Source organism: Lysinibacillus sp. G01H (genome assembly GCF_028872195.1).
GTDB lineage: Bacteria > Bacillota > Bacilli > Bacillales_A > Planococcaceae > Lysinibacillus > Lysinibacillus capsici.
The window spans coordinates 3,704,020-3,728,935 of sequence record NZ_CP118397.1; the positions used below are offsets into that span (position 1 = coordinate 3,704,020).

A 24,916-nucleotide genomic window follows, 5' to 3' on the forward strand; every position below is an offset into this window, starting at 1 on the left:
ATGCTACAAATAAAGATAATTTTTTATTAGAAAAACCTTAGTTACCTCTAAAGACATTAGTCTCTATTATTGGAAGCAGATGCAAATAAAAAAATACTAAGAGACTGAGACATTCAGATGTAAAAACAATTATAAAAATAATACCCAAAATAGAGCCTTTGAAGAGTTTGATATGCATATATTCACATGAATTCTTTCACATTTAACCAAAAACGTTGGATATCAGTTTAAAGAGATAAACGGATGGTTATCTAGCTTTATGACTACTCCTACTCAATCGTCGTTGGGGCTAGGATGTAATATCATACGGTAGGTTTTAAGATGATTATCAAAAACAGATAAATGCATTCAAATCATGTAATTTTTTGTCCTCATTTGTAGATGGTGACTCCCATTTATATGTCTATGTCGTTCCAATGTCTATATTCATCAATTTGAAAAGAAAAACATAGGGAAATTTTAGTCTTCCTATGTTTTCATTCAAATTATTGATCTGTTTGTTCTTGCTTCTTTTTCAAATACTCCGCACGTATTTTCTCAAGTTGCTGCTTTTTATCAAATTTGGCCGGCTTGTTTTTTTCATGATACTTTGCCACAGCCACCTTACCTTTAGTATCCAATTGATATTTCCCCACTTTGGTTCACCTACTTTTCCTGCCTTTAAAGAAATCTAATCAACAAATATAGTATACCTTATTTTGCTGATGTAAACCTTTTTCCTATATTGGTGTACCGCTTAACCTTAATTTCAGTAAATACTTAGTAAATAATCCATAACCAAATGTATTTAAAATATCTGTATCCACCCATATATCAGAAGATGATACCTTTATCATTATTTACCGCTACAATATTGCTCACCTTTATGTATGGACGGCAGGTGTTCAGTCTAAAAAACAAACAAACCTTATTATATCGACGTTTGAAAGAACTTTTCGAGGGTCAAAAACAGCTCTTACAAAGGAATTAATAAGGTTTGTTAAAATATGCTTACGGAGACTAATATTTTAATTAACATCTATTCGATAACATACAACGAGGATACAACAAAATTTTATTTACCATTCTTATCTTGATTGAAAATCCGATTAAACCTTTTTTCAAAATCATTTTTTTGAAATTGAGGATCATTGTACCTTTTCTATTGTCTATTCGCACCACGCACTAAAGCTTGTGTTGACTCATCTGATTTTGTAAGCGCACCATATTTTTTTCTTAATAATCCAGGACTTATGTTCCTTTTAGAAAACAATTTCCTTCTCAATTACAAAACTCCCCCTCCATAATATATATCATGGATTTGAGGAAAAATACTTAAAACAAATTCAGTATAAAAAAATATAATTTTAAAAAAAGATGTTACTCTATAAGAAAACACTCAAGAAAAATTAATACTTGAGTGTAAAATAGAATTTATAATTTAATAATTATCTATTAGCAAAACCTTTTCAAATCTATGTTCAAATTCCTCATGTTGAAAATCCGAATCATTGAATCTTTTCCATTGTCTTTCAGCAGCAATTTTAGTAGTTAAAGATCTAACTTCAGGCACGAAGTTCTCTTGGAGTAATTCCTTTTTCTTCTTTTTAAATATTATTTTTACCATAGAAATCAATTCCTGTATTTTAGAATTTGTTTCATAGTCTTGGTAACTTCTAACTTAGAGATACTTTGACTATTACCGATAATTAACAATACCCCTTCAAAAGTACCTTCATTTTCATCATTTATGAGAACCCCGTAAGGTATTATATTGTCTATTACCATGTTCTTCCTTATCTCCATTGTAATTCATTACAAATACAGAATCAACTAATCAATTTTCTCCGAACTCTTCTGCATCAACTGTTTCTGTTGGTTCAAATAATATATGATAATGAATACCTATCACCCTTGGAATCTTTTCTTCAAAAACTATATTCAAACTATCTATAATTGCTTCGAATTTTTCTTTATCTTCTTCAATCATTCTATTAAGCCATTAAAGCCACTAAATACCATAAAATTTTTTCCAAAGCAAATAAGCAAGCCACTTACTTGTGACATGCTCATTTGTTATATTAATTATCCATCTCTTTAATCTTATTCTCAATATGAGTTATTTCCTCGCTTGTTAATCTATATTTATTAAATAGCTGCCTATTTAATTCTTTAATTGAGACTGACCAATCTATGTCCGAATGATTTGTGAAATCTTGTATAGGAACGAATCTAAATGTTTTTGCTGTAGCATCTTGGCTTCCTTTAGCTAAACTATGAAGATATCTAACAAATTTTGATTCTAGGTACTTTGAAAGATTTTTACAAGATATCTCATCTAAACCTAATTCAGCACCGATAACAAGATATGACTCTGTACAAATTGTACCTGGAGAACCGACAAATGAATTTAAATTATCATCATTTAATTCAGTTCCAATATTATTTGCTCTAGGAGTATATAATTTCCATACATCAATCCATTCTGGTCGAACTTTGACTTCTTCTCTTTCTAAATATCCAACTAATTTTCCTTTTCCATAACAAATAATAGGATTATTTAAGTTTAAATTTGTTGAACGGAATTTTTCGTCTTTAATAAAGTAACCCCTAAATCCAAAAGGTCTAAGTGATGAAACATGATTCATCATGATTTCAATATCTTTTTGAACAAAAACTTTGTCTATAATACTACTCGCCAACCCATCACGTACAAATATATCAATACCTTCAATTTTCATCGATCTTAATACATCAGCTGTAACTTGATTTCTTTCGTGAGTAACAACTCTTGTAAGTCTTTTGGAATTATCATAATTCTTATCCCATAAAAAGTAGCATACCCCGCCACGAATATTCGTATTTGGAAAAATATCTTCCGGCGTTAACCAATCGTGTAATTCACGTAAATGTGAATCATTTAGCATCTCATCTCGAAATTCATCCAGTCCTTTTCCACCAGCATACCAACGTGTCGGCATAATGAAAGAAATTAATTCTGGGTTAAGTTCTTTAGCTAACCTTACAAAGTGATGATAAATTGGTTTTGCACTCGCTGCAGCTCCTCCATCCATTTCTTGATAAGGTGGATTACCTACCACAACATCAAATTTCACACTGCTACCTCCAAATTTAGTTAATATTTCGTTTTTCGTGTCAGATACACTTTCTTTCAGCTTTCTCGGTAAATCCTCAATATATACTAAATTTTGCTCAAACTTTTCATTTTTTTCGTAACCGTTCAGCGTTCGATACGTTATTGTTCTTGCCATTGGAGTTTTGTTTATTGCAAAAATATTGTTTTGAAGCACTTCCTGCCAAAGTTCTTTATCTTTTTGAATATACTCCGATTTAGACCAATTCACGCTTTCTCGTAAATAGCGGCGTTGATAAATTGAAAACGCCATATAAAGTGGATATAAGCCTGTCTTACTGTTAATTTCGAGTATTTTTACATCTTGCGAAAATGCTTGCTCTGTAATATTCCCGTAATCAATTTCTCTATAATTTAAATCCTCAAGTGGCTCTTTAAACGATTCATCAAAGAAATTATAACCGCCTAAAACTTTTCCTAATTGCAAGTTCACAACACGCCAAGGGGTTAAAACTGTTTCTTTATCAGGATTTTTAAAGCCAGCAAAAATCGACGTAATTTTTTCGATACGCTGCTGATAGCTCAAATTATTGGCAGATAAGGCAGCTTGACGAATTCGATGCCCTGCCTCGATGAATATTTCTGGATCATAAAACTTTTTAAAGTTCATGAAGTCCTTTTTCGTAATCCCCTTTGGCATAAACTCTTCCCACGACACAGGGTCCACAAGATTCACAAAATCGTCCAATGTGATATCTTGATCTAAATCTATATCCATGCCATAAATCATTAACGGGATACGGATTGAAATGCCGCGTAAAATCGCAATCATATTATTACGCTCTTTACGTAACTTTTGTTCTGCCTCTATAGCCGCCTTTTCTTCTTCAGTACGTTCCTTAAGCTTTTTACGTTTTCCTCGTTTAGCTTTTTCACGCTCTTGTTCATCTAAACCGTTTACATTAACATCTATTTTTTTTGTCGTTTTCGTTTGCTGCGTTTTCCCCAATTTACCATTAAGCTCATTAAACATTGCGACATCTTCTTGCGTCACTTTCCATAACTCATCGTTATAAATGGATGTATCATCAAATCCAGATAATACCGCTCTTTCAGCATAGGCCTTTTTCAACTGACGCATCATATTATCGATTGTATATGGCTTCATTTCATGACCTGATTGACCAAGTACTGGTAAGAAATTAAGGAGTGCGCCTAGCTTTTCTTTTTGCTCATCTGTATTTAATGCACCCGCTTTCGGCGACATTGAAACCGATTTTGCCAATATATTTAACGCTCTATCTGGCGCAAAGTCAAATACATACGCTTTTTTCTTCATGCCTAAAACTTCATCTGAGAAAGGCGTCTGCGCTCTAAAGGCAGCCTGTAAATAGTTTTGTGCGCTCGTCGTATTATTTAAGAACACGACGGCATTTAATGCAGGAATATTTACACCTGTTGTTAATTTTCTCACAGTTAGAATAATCGTTTTCGTTTTTGAAGGCTTGTCAGTAATAGCGGCGCGAACACGAGCAATATCAGCATCATTTTCACCGATATTATCGTTGTCACTCACAATATTTAAAACGCTATATTCCTTAAAAACAGGATGATTTTCAAGCAATACTTTTAACGATTTCGCTGCCGCTCTGCTCGGAAGGAGCCACAATGTATGACGAATACTTTCTCGATATTCGGCTGTCGAAAACGGATAGCCTGTTTTGCCATAAGAAGAAATTTCATCTAGCCATGTATTAATGGAAGATTCGTGTACAAACCAGCCGCTCTCATCCACTTTAAAAAACTCTGCGAAGTCGAAATACTTATCGCTATTTTGATACTTTTTATCGGTTGCCATTTCAAAAGTGTACATCTCCACTTCCGGTAGCGATTCATATGGATTCACTTCATCAGGATACTCTACGGAGTATTTAATTTTCGCTTGCTGCTCCATAATATAATCCCAAGTAAATACTTGCTCTTCGCTAAATTCGTTCAGAATGTTAAATGGTGTACCCGATAATTCTAGTATTTTCGTTTGTTCCTTCGTCAGCCTTTCATATAGCATGTCACCGCGCTCTGTTTGCGTACCTTCATGTGCTTCATCGACTACGATTAAATCCCAATCAATTTGAAAAAACTCACTATTTTTTTCGAACTTCCCACCGACCTCTGTCGCTCCACGAAGGTCTTGTATCGACATGAAATAAATAAACGGCGAGCTACCCGTTGCTAATTTATTTAAGTCTTTTTCACCCATTGTTTTAGAAGCATAGTCGTAACCTAGCTTTTCCATGCCAATTTTTTTAAAATCATCAAACCATGAATCCGATACGACCGGACGATGTGTCATTACTAAAACTTTTTGATAATTATTTTGTTTAATTAACTCATATGTAGAAAGCGTTTTTCCAAAACGCATTTTTGCATTCCAAAGTACCTTTTGATATTTTTTGAACGCTTTCGTTGCCTGCTCAACAGCAGCAGTTTGTTCTGGTCGCAACTTAATTTTTTTCGTCTCTTCCTTATCCTCTAACTTAAGCGATTTTCGACCTTCCTTTACCGCTTTTATAGCTGCCTTAGCTGTCTCTAAATTGATTTTGAACCACTCTGTCCCCTCTAGCCCTTCTTTTCTTTTATAGCCAGAGCGAAGTAAAACTTCATGGACAGCATTGTCTCCAAACCACGTTTTCGTTTCCTTAATCCACGCTAGCTCTGCCCAATCAATTTTCGCAGGAACGCCAGCAGTACGCATATAGCTATTCAGCCGCTTACGTGTGACAGAGCGTAAAAATTCACTATTTGGTGACCAGTCTTCTTCTTGGTCTTCTTCTGGTGCCGTTGTTTCACCTATTTTTTCTGCCCCTTCATAGACCGACCAATTCCCACTACTATTATCCGCCGTTTGGATATAAACAATTTTTCGTTCTTGATTGCTTTTAAAGCGTGATATCACAGTCGGCTCTATAAATGGCGTTCTCTTTAATTTTACATCCGTATAAGTGACCATATACCAATATAAAATGACTCTCAGCTGTCCTAAAGACTTATATGATAACTCCTTATTATCTTCAATCGTATGCGCCCCTTTATTTCCGCTACTTTTAATTTCATAAAAGGCATCAATAATTGGACGGGGAATTTCATAATTCGACGATTTTATCATTGCTAACTTTTCATTGAAGGTGGCTCTATAAGGAACTGTTTCATAATTTAGATCAATAATTAAATCCGTTAATGTTTCCGCTAATTTTCTTACATTAACTAAAGTATTGTCATATGCTTGTAACGCGAAATCTAATTCCGCCTGCGTTGCTAATTTATAAAATGGCGCTATATCATTGTCTAATTTCATGAATTCAAAGTTTGAACTTTTCAGTTGAATATTTAATTTATCAAGTACTCCGCTCATCCTCACTTAGCCCCTTTATCAAAATACTCCATTTTGTTTATTTCCCAATTCATGATTTTCACTCGTTTCCCTGGGATAATTCGAAATTCATCTGTTTTGCTTTCTTCATTCTCAAACATCAAATCAAAACTCATTTGCACCTCTAGCTTCTTTTCCTTTTTCTCTGATAATGGCACTATATAATAAGGTCCACTACTTTTCTTCGGAGAGCCTAGCTTTTTAGCTATGCCATCCATTTGAAAGACATTATAGCTAATAATTTCAGCTATTTTTTTAAAAAGACCGTAAATCGGCTCTTCCTGCCATTTTTCGAAGTAATAATCACGATAAGTGTAAAGTAGATTTTCTCGCGCTATTAATAAAGAATCCCCATTCCACTCAAAGCCGTAACTAGCCTGGTATGCCAACTCAACTAAACGCTGCCATTCAGCCTTATCGAAAACTTCCTCATTAATGCGCGCAAGTTTTCGATCAAGAAAGCCAACACGCTCAGCTATTGGAATGATTTCACCTGTTTCCATATCATAGCGAGATGCCATATACGGTGCCTCACCACAAGTAATTTCAAGCCATGTCCTTTTCACATAAGTCTGCAAATCATCGTCCAAATACGCACGTTCGACTACATCATTCTGTTGTTTCACAACATGTATCGGTGTAAATACTTCCGCGTTATATTTCGTTCGTTCTTTTTGAAGCGCTTTAGTTTTCAAAGCTCGTGGCATAATTAAATGTCCATTTTCACCCGTAACCAACTCCGGTTGAATTTCTGCCGTCGGTGCATAAGCTTTGAAACCTTTGCTAATATAATTTTCATTCGCCCATATAATATTTTTATTAGTTTTTAAAGTCGATGTAGTTCTATCTATCAACAAAATATTTAATATTTCAGGCATATGCTCGCGAATACTATTCTCTGAAATATCACCAGATTTATTAATAATAATTAGTTGTTTATCTGCAAACAATGCCTTATTATCATTGCCCGTTTGTTCAGGACTATAGTAATTCATGTTCATCTTCCTTTCATCCCACTACTGACATTAATAATAAGATACAAATATTTATTTGAAATTTATTATAACATAGGTAATTTTGAAGGTTAGCCGACCATCAATTTTAAAAGAATCCATACTTTTAATTTTTTCAACAGGCACATCTTGCAACATTTTCTTACTTTCTTTATTAAGCTTTCTTTTTAAAGTTCCTATAAAAATCCAACTTTTCTTTTGTATTAAAAACGATAATTATGTGATATCAATTCAAACTTAATATCTTATTTCACTTCCACTTCTACATCCCATGTATCAGCAACAAACCCCGCATCAATGTATAGTTTCTTACAAGTTGTATAAATACTTTTCGCACTAAAATTCACTTCTATATAATGGCCATTTGGGAGTTGCTTAGCTCTACGCATATCTGAATTTTTTTCCACCGAAATTAACAATTTTCGCGTATTCAATAACTCTTGGTAAAAAACAGTGTTATTTTTGTAAATAAACATAATAGTATGTTCTAAAACTTCTCTCCAAACTTTTACCTTGATAGACTCATCGCCAATGAATAATATGCGTGGTGAACTACCTGTCACATCATTTTCTTTAACCGTTGCTAACCCAAAATATGGCCAAGCTGAAATGAATTTTTCACATAATTTTTCCGTCCGATCAATTATTGCTTGCTTATTCCAAGTGCTATATTTAACAATATCCTTATTTAATTCATAATTACTTTTACTATAGTACTTTTTCTTTGTTGAAAAAGATTCATTCGATAACTCTGAATTGTACCCACTTAGAGTTAAATTCCCGATAATATGAAGATATTTTTCGTGTACTTCTCCAAAATCGCTACCTAATTCTGTCTCCCAAGATTCTGTTAAAGTTTGAGGCATAATATGTTCAATTGTCGCCTTTGTTAAATCAACTTTCTCTTTATGACCATAACTTTCTTCAAGAACACCTAGAATAAACTTACATTTTTCTCTCTTATCACCGGCCCCATATAACGGTGAATTTTTTAATTCTTGAAGGACCTCTGCATCCTTAGGGTAGCCTCTCACTTGTAAAAATTCTTTTAATTCTTGAATAGAATCGGTTTCACTATATGGCTTTAGTTGATTATATAACGAACCAAACATTTTGTTTAATGGTTTTGAGTCAATATTACATACGTATCTTCTTACGATGAAATTATCAATAATAGATAAAATTTCAATAAATTGCTCCAATGTATACTTCTTAACATCAAAATCACGATAAATATATAGTAAAAACGGAAATGCGGTACGCGCCTCAAACTGCTGAATCCTCTTTAAATAATATCTAATTTTCCCGTTAGATTCTTTATCTGGATGTAACAATTTATCATAATAATTCGCAAATATAGCCAACTCTTTAAGGTAGTCAATTACATTTACCTTGTCCGCTTGCTGTTTCAGTTTTACATAGACATCTTTCTTTTTTACATTTAAATTTATACCTATTAAGAAATGTCTGATAAACTCGGTTAATGAATCACCAAGATTCGTTTGCATTGGTAACCAATAGCCTGTATACATTTCCTCTTGCTCTGAAGGATCAATGCGCATGAATAAATAGTTTCTTATTAGGTCTGCTTCTGTTAAAGGCTGGCCTTTTGCATTTAAACTTTCAAAAACTAAATAAGGGTTTTCATCAGGTGAAAGAACAATGCTGACTATTGATAAATTTTGCAAAATACCGTTTTTTAAATGCTCAATGTTAAGCGTTAAATCATCGTCTAATTTATTTTTAAAATAGTGATAGCATTTTACAAGACAACTATCTGCATTAGCAGCTGTATTTTCCTTCTTAATAATTCTTTTAAATATTTCTTTATCAACTTGTGTTGGCAGTAACTTAAAGTACTCTTCACCCTTTTTAAATCGATTTACAAGCATCGTTTCATTAATCTCAGCAAATAATTCAGGTAAATCCTCTTCCTCTGCTTTATCACGAATAACACTCAATAATATAAGTAATGTTGTTAATCTTTGTTGGCCATCAATTACTAAAAACTGCTGCACTCCAGTAGGATTTGCATTCACAGGGATAGATACAATTGATCCTATGAAGTGATTTTCATACTGCTGCCCATCTTCAACTAGCTCCATTAAATCTTCCCACAACGTTAACCATTGTTTTTGATCCCAACTATATGTACGTTGAAACATCGGTATTATATATTGTTTCGAACCTTCAATTATTTCTTGTAAGTTTGTTTCATTTGCTTTCAATTAGATCACTCCAAATTGGTAGAATGGAATTATATAACTTTGCGAATAAATTACATATTTAAATAATTACATTTTACCATATTTTACTCAATGTATAGAAAAAGCATAATATAAATCCTAGTGTCTTAAGCTAAAGTTCCTAAAAATTAAGTACTTATGAATCCTAAATTAATTACTCTGTTTAGGTGAGGTGAAAAAATGTTCGTATCAGTCGATCAAAACGGTGAAAAACAATTTGCATTTCATTAAGATAAAGCACGTTTATATTCATTAGCCCAAGCTAAAGAACTGTATTGTCCACACTGTCAAAAACATGTTTTCTTTCGTGGAGGGGCTAAGCGTATTCATCACTTCTATCATGAACGTCATGTCGAATGTAGTTTTGTTGGAGAACCTGAAACACAGGAACATCTTGGTGGTAAATTAGCGATTTATTATTGGTTAAAGGAGAAATATCCTAATGCTTGTGTTGCATTAGAAGAACGCATTGCTAAGACCAATCAAATTGCGGATGTGTATGCGGATTTTGGATAAGGCCATACGTTCGCATTTGAAATATAATGGTGAACAGACAGCAGAGAAATGGCCGGAACGTCGTAAGCTTTATGCAATAGCGAAGGTCAAAGATATTTGGCTTTTTGGAGCGAATTATTATAAAGAAATATAAGCTGAAGATATCGAGGATGATTAAGTCGTTCTGCGTTTAAAATATCCACAGCAACTTATGAATGTTCGAACACCTTCCAATAATTAATATATATATAGATTTATTACAAAATGAAAGAGAACCTACTATTATATATTCTTTCAATAATAACCATTCCTACTCAATCGTTGCAGGTGGCTTAGGTGTAACATCGTACAGCACGCGGTTTACATGTTTTACTTCGTATACTAGGCGTACAGAGATTTTCTCTAATACATCTAAAGGAATACGTGCCCAGTCAGAAGTCATACCGTCGATTGATGTATTTTACTTCCCTTGCTGCTCTATTCTTCTTCATAGCACGAATAAGCGTACTTTTACTAATACCAGTCTTTTCAACTACTTGATTGTATGAGTCTCTCTAGCATCTCCAGGGCGTGTTCCAGTTGCTTCTTTGTATAACTAGGCTTTCTACCTTCTCTATAATCTGGATTCTGTCTAGCGATTGCTTTCCCTTCTTGTGTACGCTCAATAATCATATCTCTTTCAAACTCTGCAAAGGCAAAGAAGATGTTTCGAATCAGCTTAGAAGCTGGTGTATTGTCCAGTAAATATTCAAAATATGTACCTTGATGCCTTTTGCAATCAGTTCCTTATTTTTTTAAAGAAAAAATATATGTATATCATAACTATCAAAATGGTGTAACCCATATCTATTTATTATCCATTGTAAGTAATATTATATAGTATTTTATAAAGTTAATGCTATAAACCTTGATATATCAACGTTTATAAGCCCTATCTTAAATTAAGTATGTATGTCACAATTAATATTTCGTGAAAAATGGATGTAACCAGCATAGGCAAATATGTAACCAGCACCTTCAAAAATGTAACTTGGTATGCCTAAATGTGCCTTTAATTCATAGCGTTTCATACAATTACATATAAAATTTCCAATAAAAATACGCTACTCGATATGAGTAACGTTTATTGAGTAATATGGAACAATTCTTCTTAATTATTCATAGAGTAAATTGTAGCTAACTCGCTCATAATCTGTTGTCCTAATTTTTGATATTCTTCTTCATCTAATGGTTGTTTTTCATAATTAGTTCTTAGTAGATTCCTTACTGATAAAATATATTTTGTATATTCTTTATGATATTTGAGATTTGAAGATATATATAAACCTTCTTCTTTTTCTTGAGAAACATCTGCAAAGGCACAGCGTGTCGCTATAGCATAGTTCAATCTCAAGGCATATACAAAATCCTTAGTTTCTCGATTTTCTAAATTCTTTTCAGAGACATTAGGTAATGTCCAATAATAAGCTACAATAACTCCTTCAATATTCTCAGGTGATTCAAAATCTCCATATTGTAGTGCTGTCTTTCTACATGCAGAATATTCACTCAAAATCACTTTTCCAAAGCACGCCACAGTGTTAATGCGGATTTTTTCATATTCTTCTATGCCGAATGTATCCACTATACGCTTATCATCTTCTGCATGTACTAATTCATGTGCTAAGATATTTGTGAATACATTACATTTTTCATCACTATATTCGTCAATAAATCCACTATGACTTACAATACCTAGTTTAAAAGAATCAATTCTTATCGTTATATGCAATCTATTGTTTTTTATTTTAGATAAACAATGTCCTGCATCTCCATTTAAATTGGTAATTTCAACTTTATTGATAACATCTTTTGCGTTACTTGATTCATAAACTTCTTTAGCTACTGTGAAATATTTTTCTTTCTCAAAACCTCTAGGAAATGCTGCTTCTTTTCCTTTTAGTAAATAAATTATCTTGTCCTCGAATGGTATTTCAGAACTAACTTTCGTTTTAGTAGTTTCGCGTAATTGTTTCACATCCTCTTGCATATTTATCGTATCTTCTTCGTTATTTTTTCTTCTAAATAAATTAAAAAACATATTCAAACTCCCTTCAATTTTTAGCATGATTCGACAAAAAAGAAAGGTTATCCTTCTTTATTAGTCAATAAAAAACTGCTAATCGACTAGACTAGCAGTTACTACGCATAATGGGACTTACTTTTTATAATGAATTAACGCTGAATATTCAACATTTGGATAAACACCGTATTCAGAATGCGTTGCAATCGCAGTTGATGTCGTTGCATATTGGATACCAATAGAAAGTTTTCCTAAAAATTTGTTTACTCCTTGTTGCTATTACGAATTTTTAGGAAAGAGTTTTTCATTTCGTTCTTTATCAATATGCTTAGCAATATCTTGGAAAATTTCACTCACTTCTTCTGATTCTAATTTTTTACCTTTCTCTATTTCTATTACGATTCGTTTCCATTCAGCTTTTAGAATTACTTGTTGGATAAATTTTATGTTAGCATTTAAATTATTTAATTCATCACTGTTATCAGCTATTGGTGTATTAACGTGTTTTAATAGTAATTTTATTACTTCGTTAGAAAGTGAATAGAGCTTTGCAGCATAAACTTCTTTTGGATTTAGTAACAAATAGATTTTTTGCTTCACTCCTTCTAATTGAAGTAAATTATCGAAATATTTTTGTCCTTTCCTATCCTCAACTGTCATTTCGCCTAAATCATAAAAGGTTACAAGCAATGTCAATTCTGAAGTAAGTGTTGTGTATTCAACAAAACTTTCTCGGATTTTATTCAACCACTCTATTCTTTCTTTACTGACAGTATCAATATATCTCCTCTGTTTTAGGCTAGTTAGATTTAACTTCCCAAGTAGAGTATTTAAAAACAGCGTAATTGCTCCTATAGAAGCCGTTATAATCGCTACTTGTACTGGTATTTGAAGCTCTAAAAATGACATTCGTAACACCTCTTAAATCTTTTTAATCATAACTAATATACCATGTACCCAATATATAAAATACAATTATAGTAAATTTATTAATTATTTAGTTTTAGTTAATCAAAAATGCAACTCATTATGCCCATGCATATAAAATTTTTCTATATCAAATACAAATATACTCGTAGCTTTCAATTGTGCGTTGTCTATTGCCAGCAAGCAATACACATTTGATGAAAAATCGTTTCAAGTGCTTTCTGAATTTCTTTATCATCTTTTCTTAATTCTTTTCGCTTGTTCGATATAGCGACTACATCACCACTTACTGCAAATACACCATGCTTTCTACCTCTAGACATACAAAAAAACCTCCCAATTCATTGTTTGAATTAGAAGGTCTATGAACAAAAATCCGCTATAAATATGTTAATTATCTCTAGGGATGAAAAAAGGGATATTCAACAAGAGTTCAACTCCCGTTCAATATCCCTAGATTCTAAAACCGTTGATATGACTACGTTTGTAGCCACTTTATGTATGGAGACGGCGGGAGTCGAAGCCACTTCTTATAAAAGCACTGTAATACCAGCTTTTATAAGGGTTTAAAGCTACTGTTAAAAGTGTTTGACTACGCTTTTGACTACGCTTAATAAAAAATGAGTTGCGGGGAGCAATTAAGTAAGTGAGATAAACTCAAATCGATAAATTTTCTTTTTCATTGTTACCCTTAGTACGTGTGTATGATGTGTCCAAAAGAAAAATACAGGGAGGTATATTATATTGATTCGTTCTTTGAGAGAATTAAAGTAATCTTCCTAGTTAGGATAACGCAAATAGACAGATGTTCCAATGACAATCAACATATAATATGCACTGTCACAATTAACTGGCTCTGCTAAATTTGAAATAATATTCAGTGGCACTATCTCTTCATCTATTTCATCATTTATAAACCATATTATTTCATAGGCTATTTTATGCAGCGGTACTTTCCTCCTTACTTCTTTTCTAATACTTCTGAAAACGTATTATTGCTTTCATCCCTTAAAATAACCAATTAGTATTTAATAGGCGATAAATATTGAATAACTAAAATCTAATTTAAATACTTAAAGTTAAATTAAATTCTTTTTGATATGTATCTTTTCATACCCCACATAAAATTAGATTGATAATCGTCAATTCAGGACATAGACATGATAATCATAAATGATATAAGGTATATTTAATTAGGAGGGATAATATGACTTATTGTTTAGCGTGGAAAGATAAAAAAAATGTATATATGGTAGCGGATTCTGCTGTATCATCAAGTGTTTTAGATACTGAATTAGAGTCCTCAAGCTTTGGTGACATTCACGAAAAACGTGGAAAAAATTATGTATATGAGGGCACATTGAAACTTCAAACGATTAATAACTCGTATATAATCTGTTATGCTGGAAATTTAATTACAATTAACGGAATGTTAGAACTTTTATCAACCCAACTGGAGTGCGGTATTAATGTTAGTGAGGCATTTGAAACCATTAAGAACTCTTTAAGTAATTTCGATGCAGATTTTTTAATTGGGTATATTGAAAGTAATATTCCAGTACTACTACACTTTGATGGAGAAAATCTTATAGATAAAGAATATTGTCAAATTGGTTCAGGTACATCCAGTGAATCTTGGTCATATAGAAATGAATTTATTCGTAACAAAAACTTAGAAAAAGGTGCATCACCAAATCAATCATTAGCTTCTACTGTAGTTATTTTGCAAATCTATTCTTTAAAAGAAAACATGATGAATCTAGGAGTTGGAGGACTTATATTCGGATTAAGGCTCGATAATGAAGGTATTCATTGGTGTAAAGATACGACATATTATTTATATAACATAGATTTAATGGACTATCATCTAGTAACTGTTATTGCTAGAGATAATAATTTACATGTTTTATCTAGTTTGAATAGCATGCATTTAATCTTTCCAAGTCATCAAAATGATATTCCAAATAAAATATTACACGAACAATATTCCGAGTTTTTACACAAATCTATGACGGATTATTTTGTTTTTGCTAGTGTATTTTACCCAACTATAGTTTTAATACAAATAAGTGGACGTATACATAATGAATATTTTAGATTGTATTATAAAAGAGATGGAATTTATACTCACTATAGATTTATTATAAATCCTGAGATTGCAAATTTAATAAATGGTGTCGGATACCCAGAAGACGAAATTGTTTTTTTCCGTTGGGAATTAGCATTAAGTATCCCATATAAATCTAGGAAAGATGTAATAATTGAGAATGGTCATCAAGATTTAGTGGAAGATTATGATGATGAAGGATTTATTTAACTGTGAACGTTTTGGCGAATCAAATTAATTTTATGTAAATGTGAAATTAACCATTGAGGTAGAAAAGACTTGCTATGTCTAAAAAAATGAACAAAGGTAGATAAGGAATTATTAGATTTACATAAAAATAAAATCATCAATGAAGAGCGATTTAAGTATAAACCAGTAGTATATTATGGATTGAAGCATTATATTTTGTGAGAAAATATGTTCCTTCTTATCAGGATAAACCAGATAATCAAAATAATTTGTAGTTCTGGTGGGTATTTCCTTTATGAAAAACTCCCTCTGCGGGGGCTAGTTTGAAGGAAGTACAGGATCGTTTAGGTCATAGTGATGTACAAACGACAATGAACATCTATGCACACGTTACTAAGAAAGCGAAAGAAGAAGCTATACAGAAGTTCGCCAGCTACATTGAAATGTAGTTGAGCGACTACGCTTTGACTACGTTCGTTTGATACTCAATGAAACTATATGACATGGACAAAATAAAAAACCCTTGATATACAAGGGTTTTGACGTTCATTGAAACTCAATGAAATTGTAAAATGGAGACGGCGGGAGTCGAACCCGCGTCCAGAAACTCCAATACTTCAGCTTCTACGCGTGTAGTTTGCCTATTTACGATTCACGTAACATTATGCCGACAAACAGGCGTCCTGTACGCTAACCTGGAAATCTCTTGCCGATGACTCAGGTGGCACCATCGACCGTATCCCACTAAAGTTGGGCCCCACGTTCTCTACATGGGCGATAGAGAGGCAGAGCGCTTACGAGCTTACGCTGCGAAAGCTAAGTTTTGTTGTTTGCCAGTTATTATATAACTGTCGTTGATGACGGAGCCGAGCCCTCCGACGCGCGACCAAAGCTTGAACCATCCCTGTCGAATCCGTAACGTCCCCGGATATAATCCGTTCGGACAACGCTGCACAAGGCAGGTTGTAAATGAACATCGTATGAGTAGATGCTCACTGGCATGTGTTACTATTATAAAATAAATAGCTTAAAACATCAAGTAGAGACACTTTATAAGTTAGATCAGCGTTCTTATAGAAGCTTAGGAAAAGTTGAACATCTCTACTTTTCTAACATTCTTGTTTATCGCGATTTTTTTTCCTTTGAAGAAGTCTTTCCTCTAAATTGCTTGTGCCTATTATAACGCCTGAAATAATAATTAAACTGCCGATAAATTGTTGCAGTGTAATGATTTCATGTAAAAATAAGGCCGCTCCAATTAGTGCGAATATGGTATTGAAATTCACAAAAATAGCGGATTCCGCTGCACCAATGTGTTTTATACATAAGTTATATAGTGTATGTCCGATCGAAGTGGCTAAAATGGCGGACATGAAAAATACGAGCCATATGATCGGACTGAAGGATAAGAATGCCCCATAGCTTCGAAAGCTTGTAGCGAATGTGAAAATTAATAAGAGTGATGAGCCTATGAGAAGCATCCAGCCTGTCATCAGCATGGGAGAGATGACTTCCGTGGCACGGCGAATGGCAATAAAGCTAAAGGCCTGCAAAAAGAATGACATAAAGACGAGAAAATCACCTAGCTGTAAATTCGTTAGCTCGGTAATGTCGTCTACCACTGCGAATAGCACGCCAACTCCACCCAGTGCAAAGCCAATTAATTTTGATTTTGTCATAACCGTGTCTTTAAATAGTACGGCAATAAGTGCCGTAAAAAGTGGGCTGAGGCCACTAATAATGGCTGTTTTCATGGCTGTTGTTTGAACGATGCCATATGCTAAAAAGACATGGTGACAAATGACGCCGAAAAAACAACCAATGAATATGTACTTAAATGGCATCCCCTTTCTATAAAGCGGCTGCTTCGTTAGCTTTAAAATAATAAAAATCGTAATAGCTGCAAGAAAAATACGCGCCGTTTGTATCGTTAATGGATCGCCATTGGAAACAATCACTTTTAGCCATGTAACGTTCATGCCCCAAAGAAACATAACGAAAATTAAAATGGAATAAACCTTTGCATTTGCCATGTCATCACCTCCTGTTTTATTCGATCGCAAGATAAGAAGCCTCTCTATGTTCTATGAGACAACAGGCTAACACCTGCAGCAGGATCCAAATTGAAATTTGCCACAATAAAGGGGCTTTTATAATAAGTCTAGTAGACTATTCATAAGAAAGTAGGCCGCCAGGAAAGACATCGCCTTCCAAACAGCCTACCATACTTCATACTCATCCTTAAGCATTTCTCACCTTTTGATAAATGTATGTTCCATCTTTCATTTCATCAAGCTGTACGAGGTCACCGATTTGGACATTTTCTTGAATGCGCACTGTTAGCTTGGCTGTTGAATCCTTTAGCTGGACTAGTGCCACAGAATACGGTGCCAAATGGGCATATTCTGCTGGTGCAATCTGAATGATCGTAAAGCTGTACACGGTTCCCTCATCTGGGACTTCTCGTTCGTTTTTAATTTCTTGGCGGCAGGTGCTGCAATACACTTTTTTCGTTACTGACTCTACACCACAGCATTCATAAACCTTCATCTGCTACACCCTTTCTAATATGTGGACAACCGAATAAGAACCAGTACCACCTAAATTTTGTGCAAGTGCTAACCGCGGTCGTTTTTCTAGCTGGTTTGGCGCGTATCCACGTAATTGTAGTACTAATTGGTAAAACTGCGCCACACCTGTTGCGCCAATAGGATGTCCTCTCGATAATAGACCTCCGCTTGTATTGACAGGCTTTTCTCCGTTCACGCGCGTTTTTCCTTGCTCAATAGCTAGCCAGCCTTCTAATTTCGGGAAAAAACCAAGCTCTTCAATGGCCAGCATTTCAGTCATGGAGAAGCAATCGTGAATTTCCACAACATCAATATCCTCAGGACCAACCCCTGCTTTTTCATAGGCTTGCTGACCTGAAATGCGAATCGCTGGTAATGATAGTAAATCAATGGCATCCTGCATCATTGTCGGTCCTGAAGCCTGTGCAGATGCTACTATTTTAATATCTGATGGTTTACGAGATAACACAACTGCTGCTGCTCCATCTGTAATGGGTGAACAATCGAATAAACCAAGTGGATCTGTAATCATGCGTGCATTCATTATTTCTTCGAGTGTTGCTGGTTTTTGGAATTGGGCTAATGGATTTTGTAATGCATTTTCACGGTTTTTCAACGCTAATTTTGCTAAATGGGATTTATTTGCACCTGTCTCATGGAAGTAGCGGTTTGCGACTACACCAAAAAATCCTGGGAAAGTTAGACCCGCATAACGTTCGTTTGTCGTCTGATCCATTGCAGAGTTAATAAATTGCGTGACAGTGGCGGTTGGGGCATGCTTCATTTTTTCTACACCGACAACTAAAACGCTTTCATATTCGCCACTTAATATACCTAAAATACCTTGCCGTAATGCAATACCACCTGATGCACAGGCACCTTCTAATTTGGCTGTAGGAATGGATCCGAGCCCTAGGTCATTTGCTACGATCGCACCTAGAATTTCTTGATTGGCTAAGCTACCTCCCATATAGTTACCAACAAAAACCGCATCGATTTTTAAGTCTCTTGCCTCATCTAGCGCCTCTTTACTAGCAGTGAGCATTAAATCCTTTAATGAAGCATTTTCATTGTTACCGAACTTCGTCATGCTTACACTATGAACATATACCGTCACTGTGTCACCTCCATATGTTGTTTTACTAGCTCCCGTTTTAAAATCTTCCCGTAGGAGCTTTTTGGTAGGGCTTCTACTACGAAAATTTCTTTTGGCTTTTTAAAGCTCGCTAAATGTTGCTGACAAAGCTCGATTAAGGCATCATTCTCAATTTCCCCACGGCCGTTTGGCACGACATAGGCGATAATGGATTCGCCCCATTTGTCATCTGGAATACCAATTACACATGTTTCCTTGACGAATTCATGCCTGTTCAACACTTCCTCTACTTCTCGCGGATAGATATTTACACCACCTGAAATAATGACCTCCTTTTTACGGTCCACGATCGATAGGTAGCCATGCGCATCTAGCTTGCCTAAATCGCCTGTATGAAGCCAGCCATCACGTAATGTTTCAGCAGTCGCCTTTTCGTTATTCCAATAGCCTTGCATAATAAGCGGGCCCTTTGCCGTAATTTCGCCTATTTCTCCTACTGGACATTCATTGCCCTCAGCATCCACGATTTTCACATCAACAAATGGTCCAACTCTACCACATGAATCAAGGCGGGATAGTAAATCTTCGCGTGGCATCATCGAAATGCACATCGGTCCCTCTACTTGACCATAGGTTTCTACAAATTTTGTTCCTACTTTATCTAGTGCCTCTTGCAACTTAGCAGCAGCGATCGGTGAGCCTGCCATATTAATCGATTTAATGGTACGAAGCTTCTGTGGGTCGAACTGATCGTGCTGAATCATAAGGTTGACCATCGTTGGGACTAGGAAAATGATTGAAATACGGTCCTGCTCTAATAAATGAACAAATTGCTCTGGCTCAAATTTATCGTAAATAACTTGTGTTAGGCCATAGAGCCATGCCACATGACTTAAAAAGTTTGCCCCGTGTGTCAGTGGTGCGACGTGACCGAGCATATCCGTATAGTCAACTTCACACGCTATTGCTAAGGATAGGGCTCCACTAACCATATTGCGATGTGACAGCATAACGCCTTTCGGATTACCTGTCGTCCCTGAAGTATACATAATGGCCATCGTATCATTTTCTTCCACTTCATTTTCATGGGACTGCCCTTTAAACTGTTTCACTACTAGCTCATACGGTTCTCCACAATAAAGAATTGGAAAGTCAATTTGTAGCGGATCAATTAATGACTTTTCACCAATCATCAGACTCATACCTGAATCCTTTACCTGATACTCATGCTCTTTCGGATGCAAACGGTAATTAAGCGGTACTTTAATAAGACCATATAACGAAACAGCTACATCAAGCTCTATATGCTCTAATCTATTTGACATTAAAATACCTACGCGCTCTCCTTTTTGTAAGTTAAGGCTTTTAAAATAAGCTGTTAGTGCATGGGCACGTTCCATTAATTCTGCATAGGAAATCGCACGATCTTTGAATTTAACTGCTATTTTATCTGGATACGCTCGAGCCGATTTCAGTGCTAATTGGCCAATTGTACTCATTTATCTTCCCCCCTATTCATCAAAATGAAAAATTAGAACCCCAAATTGTTGATCCTTCCGTCTTTTCGGTATCGCCTCTCTTAATGGATAGAGGATGAATTCGACTGTGATAGCGATTTCATTTTCTCCTTCAAGAAAATGACCACCAGTAAAATGTTGATCACAATCGACAAAAGATCCATGGAAATGAATATCTAAATCATTCGTCTCCATATCTATCCCAATAAACCCTAAACCAGAAATAAGTTCGACCGGAGAGGTAGTTTGCCGTTTTGGTGAATAAACAATGGTCCCTTGCTTTTCACCTCTTTGAACTTGGACATAGGTAGCCTGCTTTAGGGATCCCATGCATTGAAATTGCCCTCCCTTTACCCCAAAGTGATTGCAAACCTCTTTCATCCCAGTAAATAAATCCGTTCCTGCTTTCAATCTTCCGATAATTCTATCCGTAGGTCGGTCATACAAAGCTTGCCAACGAGAATTATCCAATACTAATCCCTCCATCTACCTTTAACACCTGAGCAGTTGCATAGCTAGCCTCCCTCGATGCAAAGTATAAGACAGCACTTGCAATATCATCAGGTGTGCCGATACGCTTAATAACCTGCTGATCTAAATTGTATGGAACCCCTGTTGTAATACCTGTTAAGGTTGCGCCTGGTGCCACGGAGTTACAAGTAATATTAAGTGGGCCAAGCTCTTTTGCTACCCATTTTGTAAGGGCAATAACCCCTCCTTTTGATGCAGCATAAGCTGGACCTGAGCGACCTGTACCATCTTCGCCAGAGGTAACACCGCCGTTTAAACCTGAAACTGAGCTAATATTAATAATCCGACCATATTGTGCATCCTTCATATGTGGGTACACACATGCCTGGGTAAACATAAACGTTGCTTTTAAGTTCGTATCAAGATCACGCGACCATTCCTCAAAAGTCATTGTTTCAATATTTTTTCGGCTACATGTCCCAGCATTGTTCACCAAGATATGAATCTCTCCATACTTTTCAACTGTGCGATTGACTGTTGCTTTCACAAACTCTGCATCACGAATATCTCCTAAGCATTCTAAATAGCTATCATGTGCTAGTTTTTCAATTGTTTTCTCACATGAATTTAAGTCAACTAAAACAACATGTACCCCTTGCTTTGAAAGCTGGACCGCAACTGCTTGTCCAATACCACTTGCTGCTCCTGTAACAATCGCTACATCATCTTTTAATGTCATCATAGTTTTCCCCTTTGCTATTTAATATTTAATAAATCTGGTAAAAATGTTGATAGAGAAGGTATATAGGTTACAAGTAATAAAACGATAACCGAAGCAACAATAAACGGGACCACCCCTTTTGAAATTTGAACGATATTGGCCTTTGAAATACTGGCAGCAACATATAAATTCAAGCCAACAGGTGGTGTAAATAAGCCGATTGCTAAGTTAATCGTCATAAACACGCCAAATACAGCCGGGTCTACATCGAGCATTAACATAATTGGAAGTAATATCGGGACAAATATATAAAACGCAGAAATGGCATCGATAAATGCACCAGCAATTAATAGAATAATATTTACTAGTAGTAAAATAATGATTTTATTATCTGTTAAACCTAAAACGGTATCTGAAATAGTTGAGGCAATTTGCTCTGTTGTGACAATATAGGCAAAGACAGAGGCGGCACTTACGATAATCATTACAACTGCTGTTTGTAACGCCGATTCAATAAAAATACGATACATCATTTTTATGTAGCCTTTTCGATGGATAAACAGTCCTACAATTAGTCCATATACAACCGCAATAACTGCCGCTTCTGTTGGTGTGAAAAACCCTCCATAGATTCCACCTAAAATAATGACAGGAATCATTAATCCAGGAAGTGCCTTAATAAATGCATCCCAGCGTTCTTTTCCTGTACTTTTTCGCTTAACTGCTTCCACAGAGTCATTAAAAATACCTTTTTTAATGTCCCGTTTACGAACGTACATTCCAGCAATAAATAAACCGATCCCTACTAAAATACCTGGTATAACCCCTGCCATAAAAAGACGGTTAATTGTAATAGGGATTTGATCTCCTGCTACTACTGCAAAAATAATGAAGGCAATCGATGGGGGAATAATAATACCTATCGCACCCGCACTCGCCACTAATCCCCCAGCAGTTTCTTTACGGTAGCCGTTTTTCACCATTGCCGGAATGAGAATACCTCCAATGGCAGCAACTGTGGCTGGACCAGACCCTGAAATAGCAGCGAAGAAAATCGCTACTAATACCGTTACAAGTACAATGCCACCTTTACGATGTCCAACTAATGTTTGTGCAAAATCGATTAAACGCTTAGAAATTCCGATATGGTCCATAATGACACCCGCTAAAATAAAGAATGGAATCGCTAATAGCGTAAACTTTGCCACGCTCGTATACATAATATCTGTTAATGCCTCAAATCCAGATAGCCCTTGTGATGTAAATAGCACTACCATTGAAGCTACTGCTAAGGACGCAGCAATGGGTACCCTTAAAAATACGAGCACGATAAAGGAGCCAAAAAGTAATAATGCTATCATGCTAGCTCATCTCCTTCCGCTCCATTCCCTTCATTACTTACCGCTTTATATTCTTCAACCATCGCTTGAACTGTACGAATTAAACATAGTAATGCACCTAAAGGTAAGGCAGAAGATAAAATCCACTGCGGCATTCCTAATGCCGGTGTTGTTTGATTAATCTCCATTTGGAACAATACCATATCAATGCCGTAATAAAGTAATACTGCAAACAATACGCCACTTGCTACTGATGAAATAATGACAATCGCCTTTTTTGTCAGCTTATTCCCTTTATCGAACAATAAGGTAAAACCAAGGTGTGCGTATCTACGCACACCCAATGCTGTACCAACAAATGTAAGCAATACTAACAAATTAACTGTGATTTCTTCTGTAAAAGAAAGGGATAAGTTGACTAAATTACGAGAAACAATGTTTACAAATGTTATAAATGTAATCGCTGCAAATGTAACGCTTAATATAATCTCTTCAAAATAGTCTAAGAATTTCATATGTTTCCCCCTTATGGCGTAAACGCTTTCAATAAATCTTCTCCCCAAATATCCGTATATTTATCATAAATAGGCTGAACAGCTTTTTTAAACGCTTCCAATTCTGCATCTGTTGGCGTATAAACATTCATTCCTTTAGCTTTTAAATCTTCAATTTGTGATGTTTCTTTTTCACGTGCAATTTTCACTTGATATGCAGCTGCCTCTTTACCTAGTCGATCAAATAATTCACGGTCTGCATCACTTAAAGAATCATAGAGCTTTTTATTCATACCTAACACTAATGGATCATATGAATAGTTCCACAATGTTAAGTAATCCTGAACTTCGTCAAGCTTTGACGAAGCAATAACATCAATAGGATTTTCTTGCCCATCAATCGTTCCTTGCTGCAATGCTGTAAACACTTCTGAGAATGTCATTGTTGCAGGATCTGTTCCTAATGAACGGTATAAATCTGTGTACATGGTAATACCAGGTATACGAATCTTTAATCCCTTTAAATCTTCTGGTAGCTTAATTTCACGCTTACTATTCGTTATTTGACGGAAACCATTCTCTCCATAGCCTAAAGCTTGTACACCCTTTTCAGCTAAAAGTTCTTTAAGCTTTTCTCCCCCTTCTCCATTAAACACTTTATCTACCTCTGAATGATCCTTAAGTAAAAAAGGTGCACTTGTCACACCAAAACGTTGATCTAAAATCGAATAAATAATCGTAGAGTTAAATGTTAAATCGATTGAACCCTTTGCTAAGCCTTCAACAGCCTTACCCGAATCTCCCCCAGATAATTGTTCATTTGTAAATACTTCAATTTTAATGCGACCATCTGTTTCTTTATCCATATCATCTGCCAGTTTTTTTGCTGCCTCATACCATGTTGATGAATCTGATACTGTGACAGACATTTTTAATTTATATGACTTTTCTTTATCATCAGCATCCCCGCTACTGCTACCACCACAGGCAGCTAGTATTGCTGATACGATCAAGAGCATAGCCAAGAGAAGATTTCTCCCTTTTAAAAATTTCCTCATAAAATATATCCCCCTACTCTTTTTATATTAGATTCTATAATTATTTTATAATTCCGAAAAATCTAAATATATATTCCTAGGGGATAAAAAGTTACATGATAATTGAG

The 24,916-nt window shown here is 35.1% G+C and carries 20 protein-coding genes, 1 other RNA gene and 4 pseudogenes; 4 read left to right on the plus strand and 21 right to left on the minus strand.

Going from position 1 to position 24,916, the window contains the following annotated elements:
* Positions 1–485: 485 nt before the first annotated feature.
* The 6 genes from PSR12_RS18870 to PSR12_RS18895 all read right to left on the minus strand — a co-directional run bounded on the left by PSR12_RS18870 (position 486) and on the right by PSR12_RS18895 (position 9,744).
* Positions 486–635: a hypothetical protein gene (locus PSR12_RS18870; RefSeq protein WP_004228154.1), complete on the minus strand. Its 150-nt coding sequence runs from the start codon at positions 633–635 to the stop codon at positions 486–488.
* A gap of 785 nt (positions 636–1,420) precedes the next feature.
* Entirely contained in the window at positions 1,421–1,606 is a 186-nt protein-coding gene (locus PSR12_RS18875) for a hypothetical protein (protein ID WP_274770102.1), read from the minus strand.
* A gap of 210 nt (positions 1,607–1,816) precedes the next feature.
* Positions 1,817–1,969 (minus strand): hypothetical protein, encoded by a 153-nt coding sequence (locus tag PSR12_RS18880; protein WP_274770104.1) that lies wholly within the window; start codon positions 1,967–1,969, stop codon positions 1,817–1,819.
* A gap of 91 nt (positions 1,970–2,060) precedes the next feature.
* Positions 2,061–6,485, minus strand: a complete 4,425-nt coding sequence (locus tag PSR12_RS18885) for an Eco57I restriction-modification methylase domain-containing protein (RefSeq protein ID WP_274770106.1) — start codon at positions 6,483–6,485, stop codon at positions 2,061–2,063.
* 2 nt (positions 6,486–6,487) lie between these two features.
* Positions 6,488–7,498 (minus strand): restriction endonuclease, encoded by a 1,011-nt coding sequence (locus tag PSR12_RS18890; RefSeq protein ID WP_274770108.1) that lies wholly within the window; start codon positions 7,496–7,498, stop codon positions 6,488–6,490.
* A 263-nt stretch (positions 7,499–7,761) separates the two neighbouring features.
* A complete protein-coding gene (locus tag PSR12_RS18895) occupies positions 7,762–9,744 on the minus strand; it encodes a DUF262 domain-containing protein (RefSeq protein ID WP_274770109.1) in 1,983 nt (660 codons plus the stop codon).
* A 267-nt stretch (positions 9,745–10,011) separates the two neighbouring features.
* On the opposite strand from PSR12_RS18895, the pseudogene PSR12_RS23920 reads away from it, so the two are divergent.
* A pseudogene (locus PSR12_RS23920) lies at positions 10,012–10,278 on the plus strand (competence protein CoiA family protein); the annotation flags it as partial.
* The gene (locus tag PSR12_RS18900) at positions 10,271–10,411 is read left to right on the plus strand and encodes a hypothetical protein (protein WP_274770111.1); all 141 of its coding nucleotides are present in this window, start codon (positions 10,271–10,273) and stop codon (positions 10,409–10,411) included. The pseudogene PSR12_RS23920 and the gene PSR12_RS18900, both read left to right, overlap by 8 nt.
* Positions 10,412–10,567: 156 nt before the next feature.
* On the opposite strand, the pseudogene PSR12_RS18905 reads toward PSR12_RS18900, so the two are convergent.
* From PSR12_RS18905 to PSR12_RS18925, 5 genes and pseudogenes are all read right to left on the minus strand, one after another.
* Positions 10,568–10,714 (minus strand): annotated as a pseudogene (locus tag PSR12_RS18905) (GMP synthase (glutamine-hydrolyzing)); the annotation flags it as partial.
* Positions 10,689–11,045 (minus strand): annotated as a pseudogene (locus PSR12_RS18910) (recombinase family protein); the annotation flags it as partial. The pseudogenes PSR12_RS18905 and PSR12_RS18910, both read right to left, overlap by 26 nt.
* 362 nt (positions 11,046–11,407) lie before the next feature.
* Entirely contained in the window at positions 11,408–12,337 is a 930-nt protein-coding gene (locus PSR12_RS18915) for a hypothetical protein (protein WP_274770112.1), read from the minus strand.
* Positions 12,338–12,598: 261 nt separating this feature from the next.
* Entirely contained in the window at positions 12,599–13,228 is a 630-nt protein-coding gene (locus PSR12_RS18920; protein WP_274770114.1) for a hypothetical protein, read from the minus strand.
* 188 nt (positions 13,229–13,416) lie between these two features.
* Positions 13,417–13,569, minus strand: coding sequence for a hypothetical protein (locus PSR12_RS18925; RefSeq protein ID WP_274770116.1), 153 nt, complete (start codon positions 13,567–13,569; stop codon positions 13,417–13,419).
* Positions 13,570–14,453: 884 nt separating this feature from the next.
* On the opposite strand from PSR12_RS18925, the gene PSR12_RS18930 reads away from it, so the two are divergent.
* Positions 14,454–15,563 (plus strand): hypothetical protein, encoded by a 1,110-nt coding sequence (locus PSR12_RS18930; protein ID WP_274770117.1) that lies wholly within the window; start codon positions 14,454–14,456, stop codon positions 15,561–15,563.
* 290 nt (positions 15,564–15,853) lie between these two features.
* A pseudogene (locus PSR12_RS18935) lies at positions 15,854–15,991 on the plus strand (tyrosine-type recombinase/integrase); the annotation flags it as partial.
* A 121-nt stretch (positions 15,992–16,112) separates the two neighbouring features.
* Here the strand turns inward: PSR12_RS18935 and ssrA are convergent.
* The 10 genes from ssrA to PSR12_RS18985 form a co-directional block, all read right to left on the minus strand.
* Positions 16,113–16,468, minus strand: a transfer-messenger RNA (tmRNA) gene (gene ssrA, locus PSR12_RS18940).
* Between the two features lie 183 nt (positions 16,469–16,651).
* Entirely contained in the window at positions 16,652–17,575 is a 924-nt protein-coding gene (locus PSR12_RS18945; RefSeq protein WP_274770119.1) for a DMT family transporter, read from the minus strand.
* A gap of 208 nt (positions 17,576–17,783) precedes the next feature.
* Entirely contained in the window at positions 17,784–18,092 is a 309-nt protein-coding gene (locus tag PSR12_RS18950) for a Zn-ribbon domain-containing OB-fold protein (protein WP_257520486.1), read from the minus strand.
* A 3-nt stretch (positions 18,093–18,095) separates the two neighbouring features.
* Positions 18,096–19,229 (minus strand): thiolase C-terminal domain-containing protein, encoded by a 1,134-nt coding sequence (locus tag PSR12_RS18955; protein ID WP_274770120.1) that lies wholly within the window; start codon positions 19,227–19,229, stop codon positions 18,096–18,098.
* Positions 19,226–20,707, minus strand: coding sequence for a class I adenylate-forming enzyme family protein (locus PSR12_RS18960; RefSeq protein WP_274770121.1), 1,482 nt, complete (start codon positions 20,705–20,707; stop codon positions 19,226–19,228). Before PSR12_RS18960 ends, PSR12_RS18955 begins: the two co-directional genes overlap by 4 nt.
* A gap of 12 nt (positions 20,708–20,719) precedes the next feature.
* Complete coding sequence (locus PSR12_RS18965; RefSeq protein WP_054549532.1) at positions 20,720–21,196, minus strand: PCC domain-containing protein; 477 nt, start codon at positions 21,194–21,196, stop codon at positions 20,720–20,722.
* Positions 21,189–21,938 (minus strand): SDR family NAD(P)-dependent oxidoreductase, encoded by a 750-nt coding sequence (locus PSR12_RS18970; protein WP_009373217.1) that lies wholly within the window; start codon positions 21,936–21,938, stop codon positions 21,189–21,191. Before PSR12_RS18970 ends, PSR12_RS18965 begins: the two co-directional genes overlap by 8 nt.
* Before the next feature lie 14 nt (positions 21,939–21,952).
* Positions 21,953–23,278, minus strand: coding sequence for a TRAP transporter large permease (locus PSR12_RS18975; RefSeq protein WP_009373218.1), 1,326 nt, complete (start codon positions 23,276–23,278; stop codon positions 21,953–21,955).
* A complete protein-coding gene (locus tag PSR12_RS18980) occupies positions 23,275–23,772 on the minus strand; it encodes a TRAP transporter small permease (protein ID WP_112116600.1) in 498 nt (165 codons plus the stop codon). Before PSR12_RS18980 ends, PSR12_RS18975 begins: the two co-directional genes overlap by 4 nt.
* 11 nt (positions 23,773–23,783) lie before the next feature.
* Positions 23,784–24,809, minus strand: a complete 1,026-nt coding sequence (locus tag PSR12_RS18985; protein WP_274770125.1) for a DctP family TRAP transporter solute-binding subunit — start codon at positions 24,807–24,809, stop codon at positions 23,784–23,786.
* Positions 24,810–24,916 lie beyond the last annotated feature (107 nt).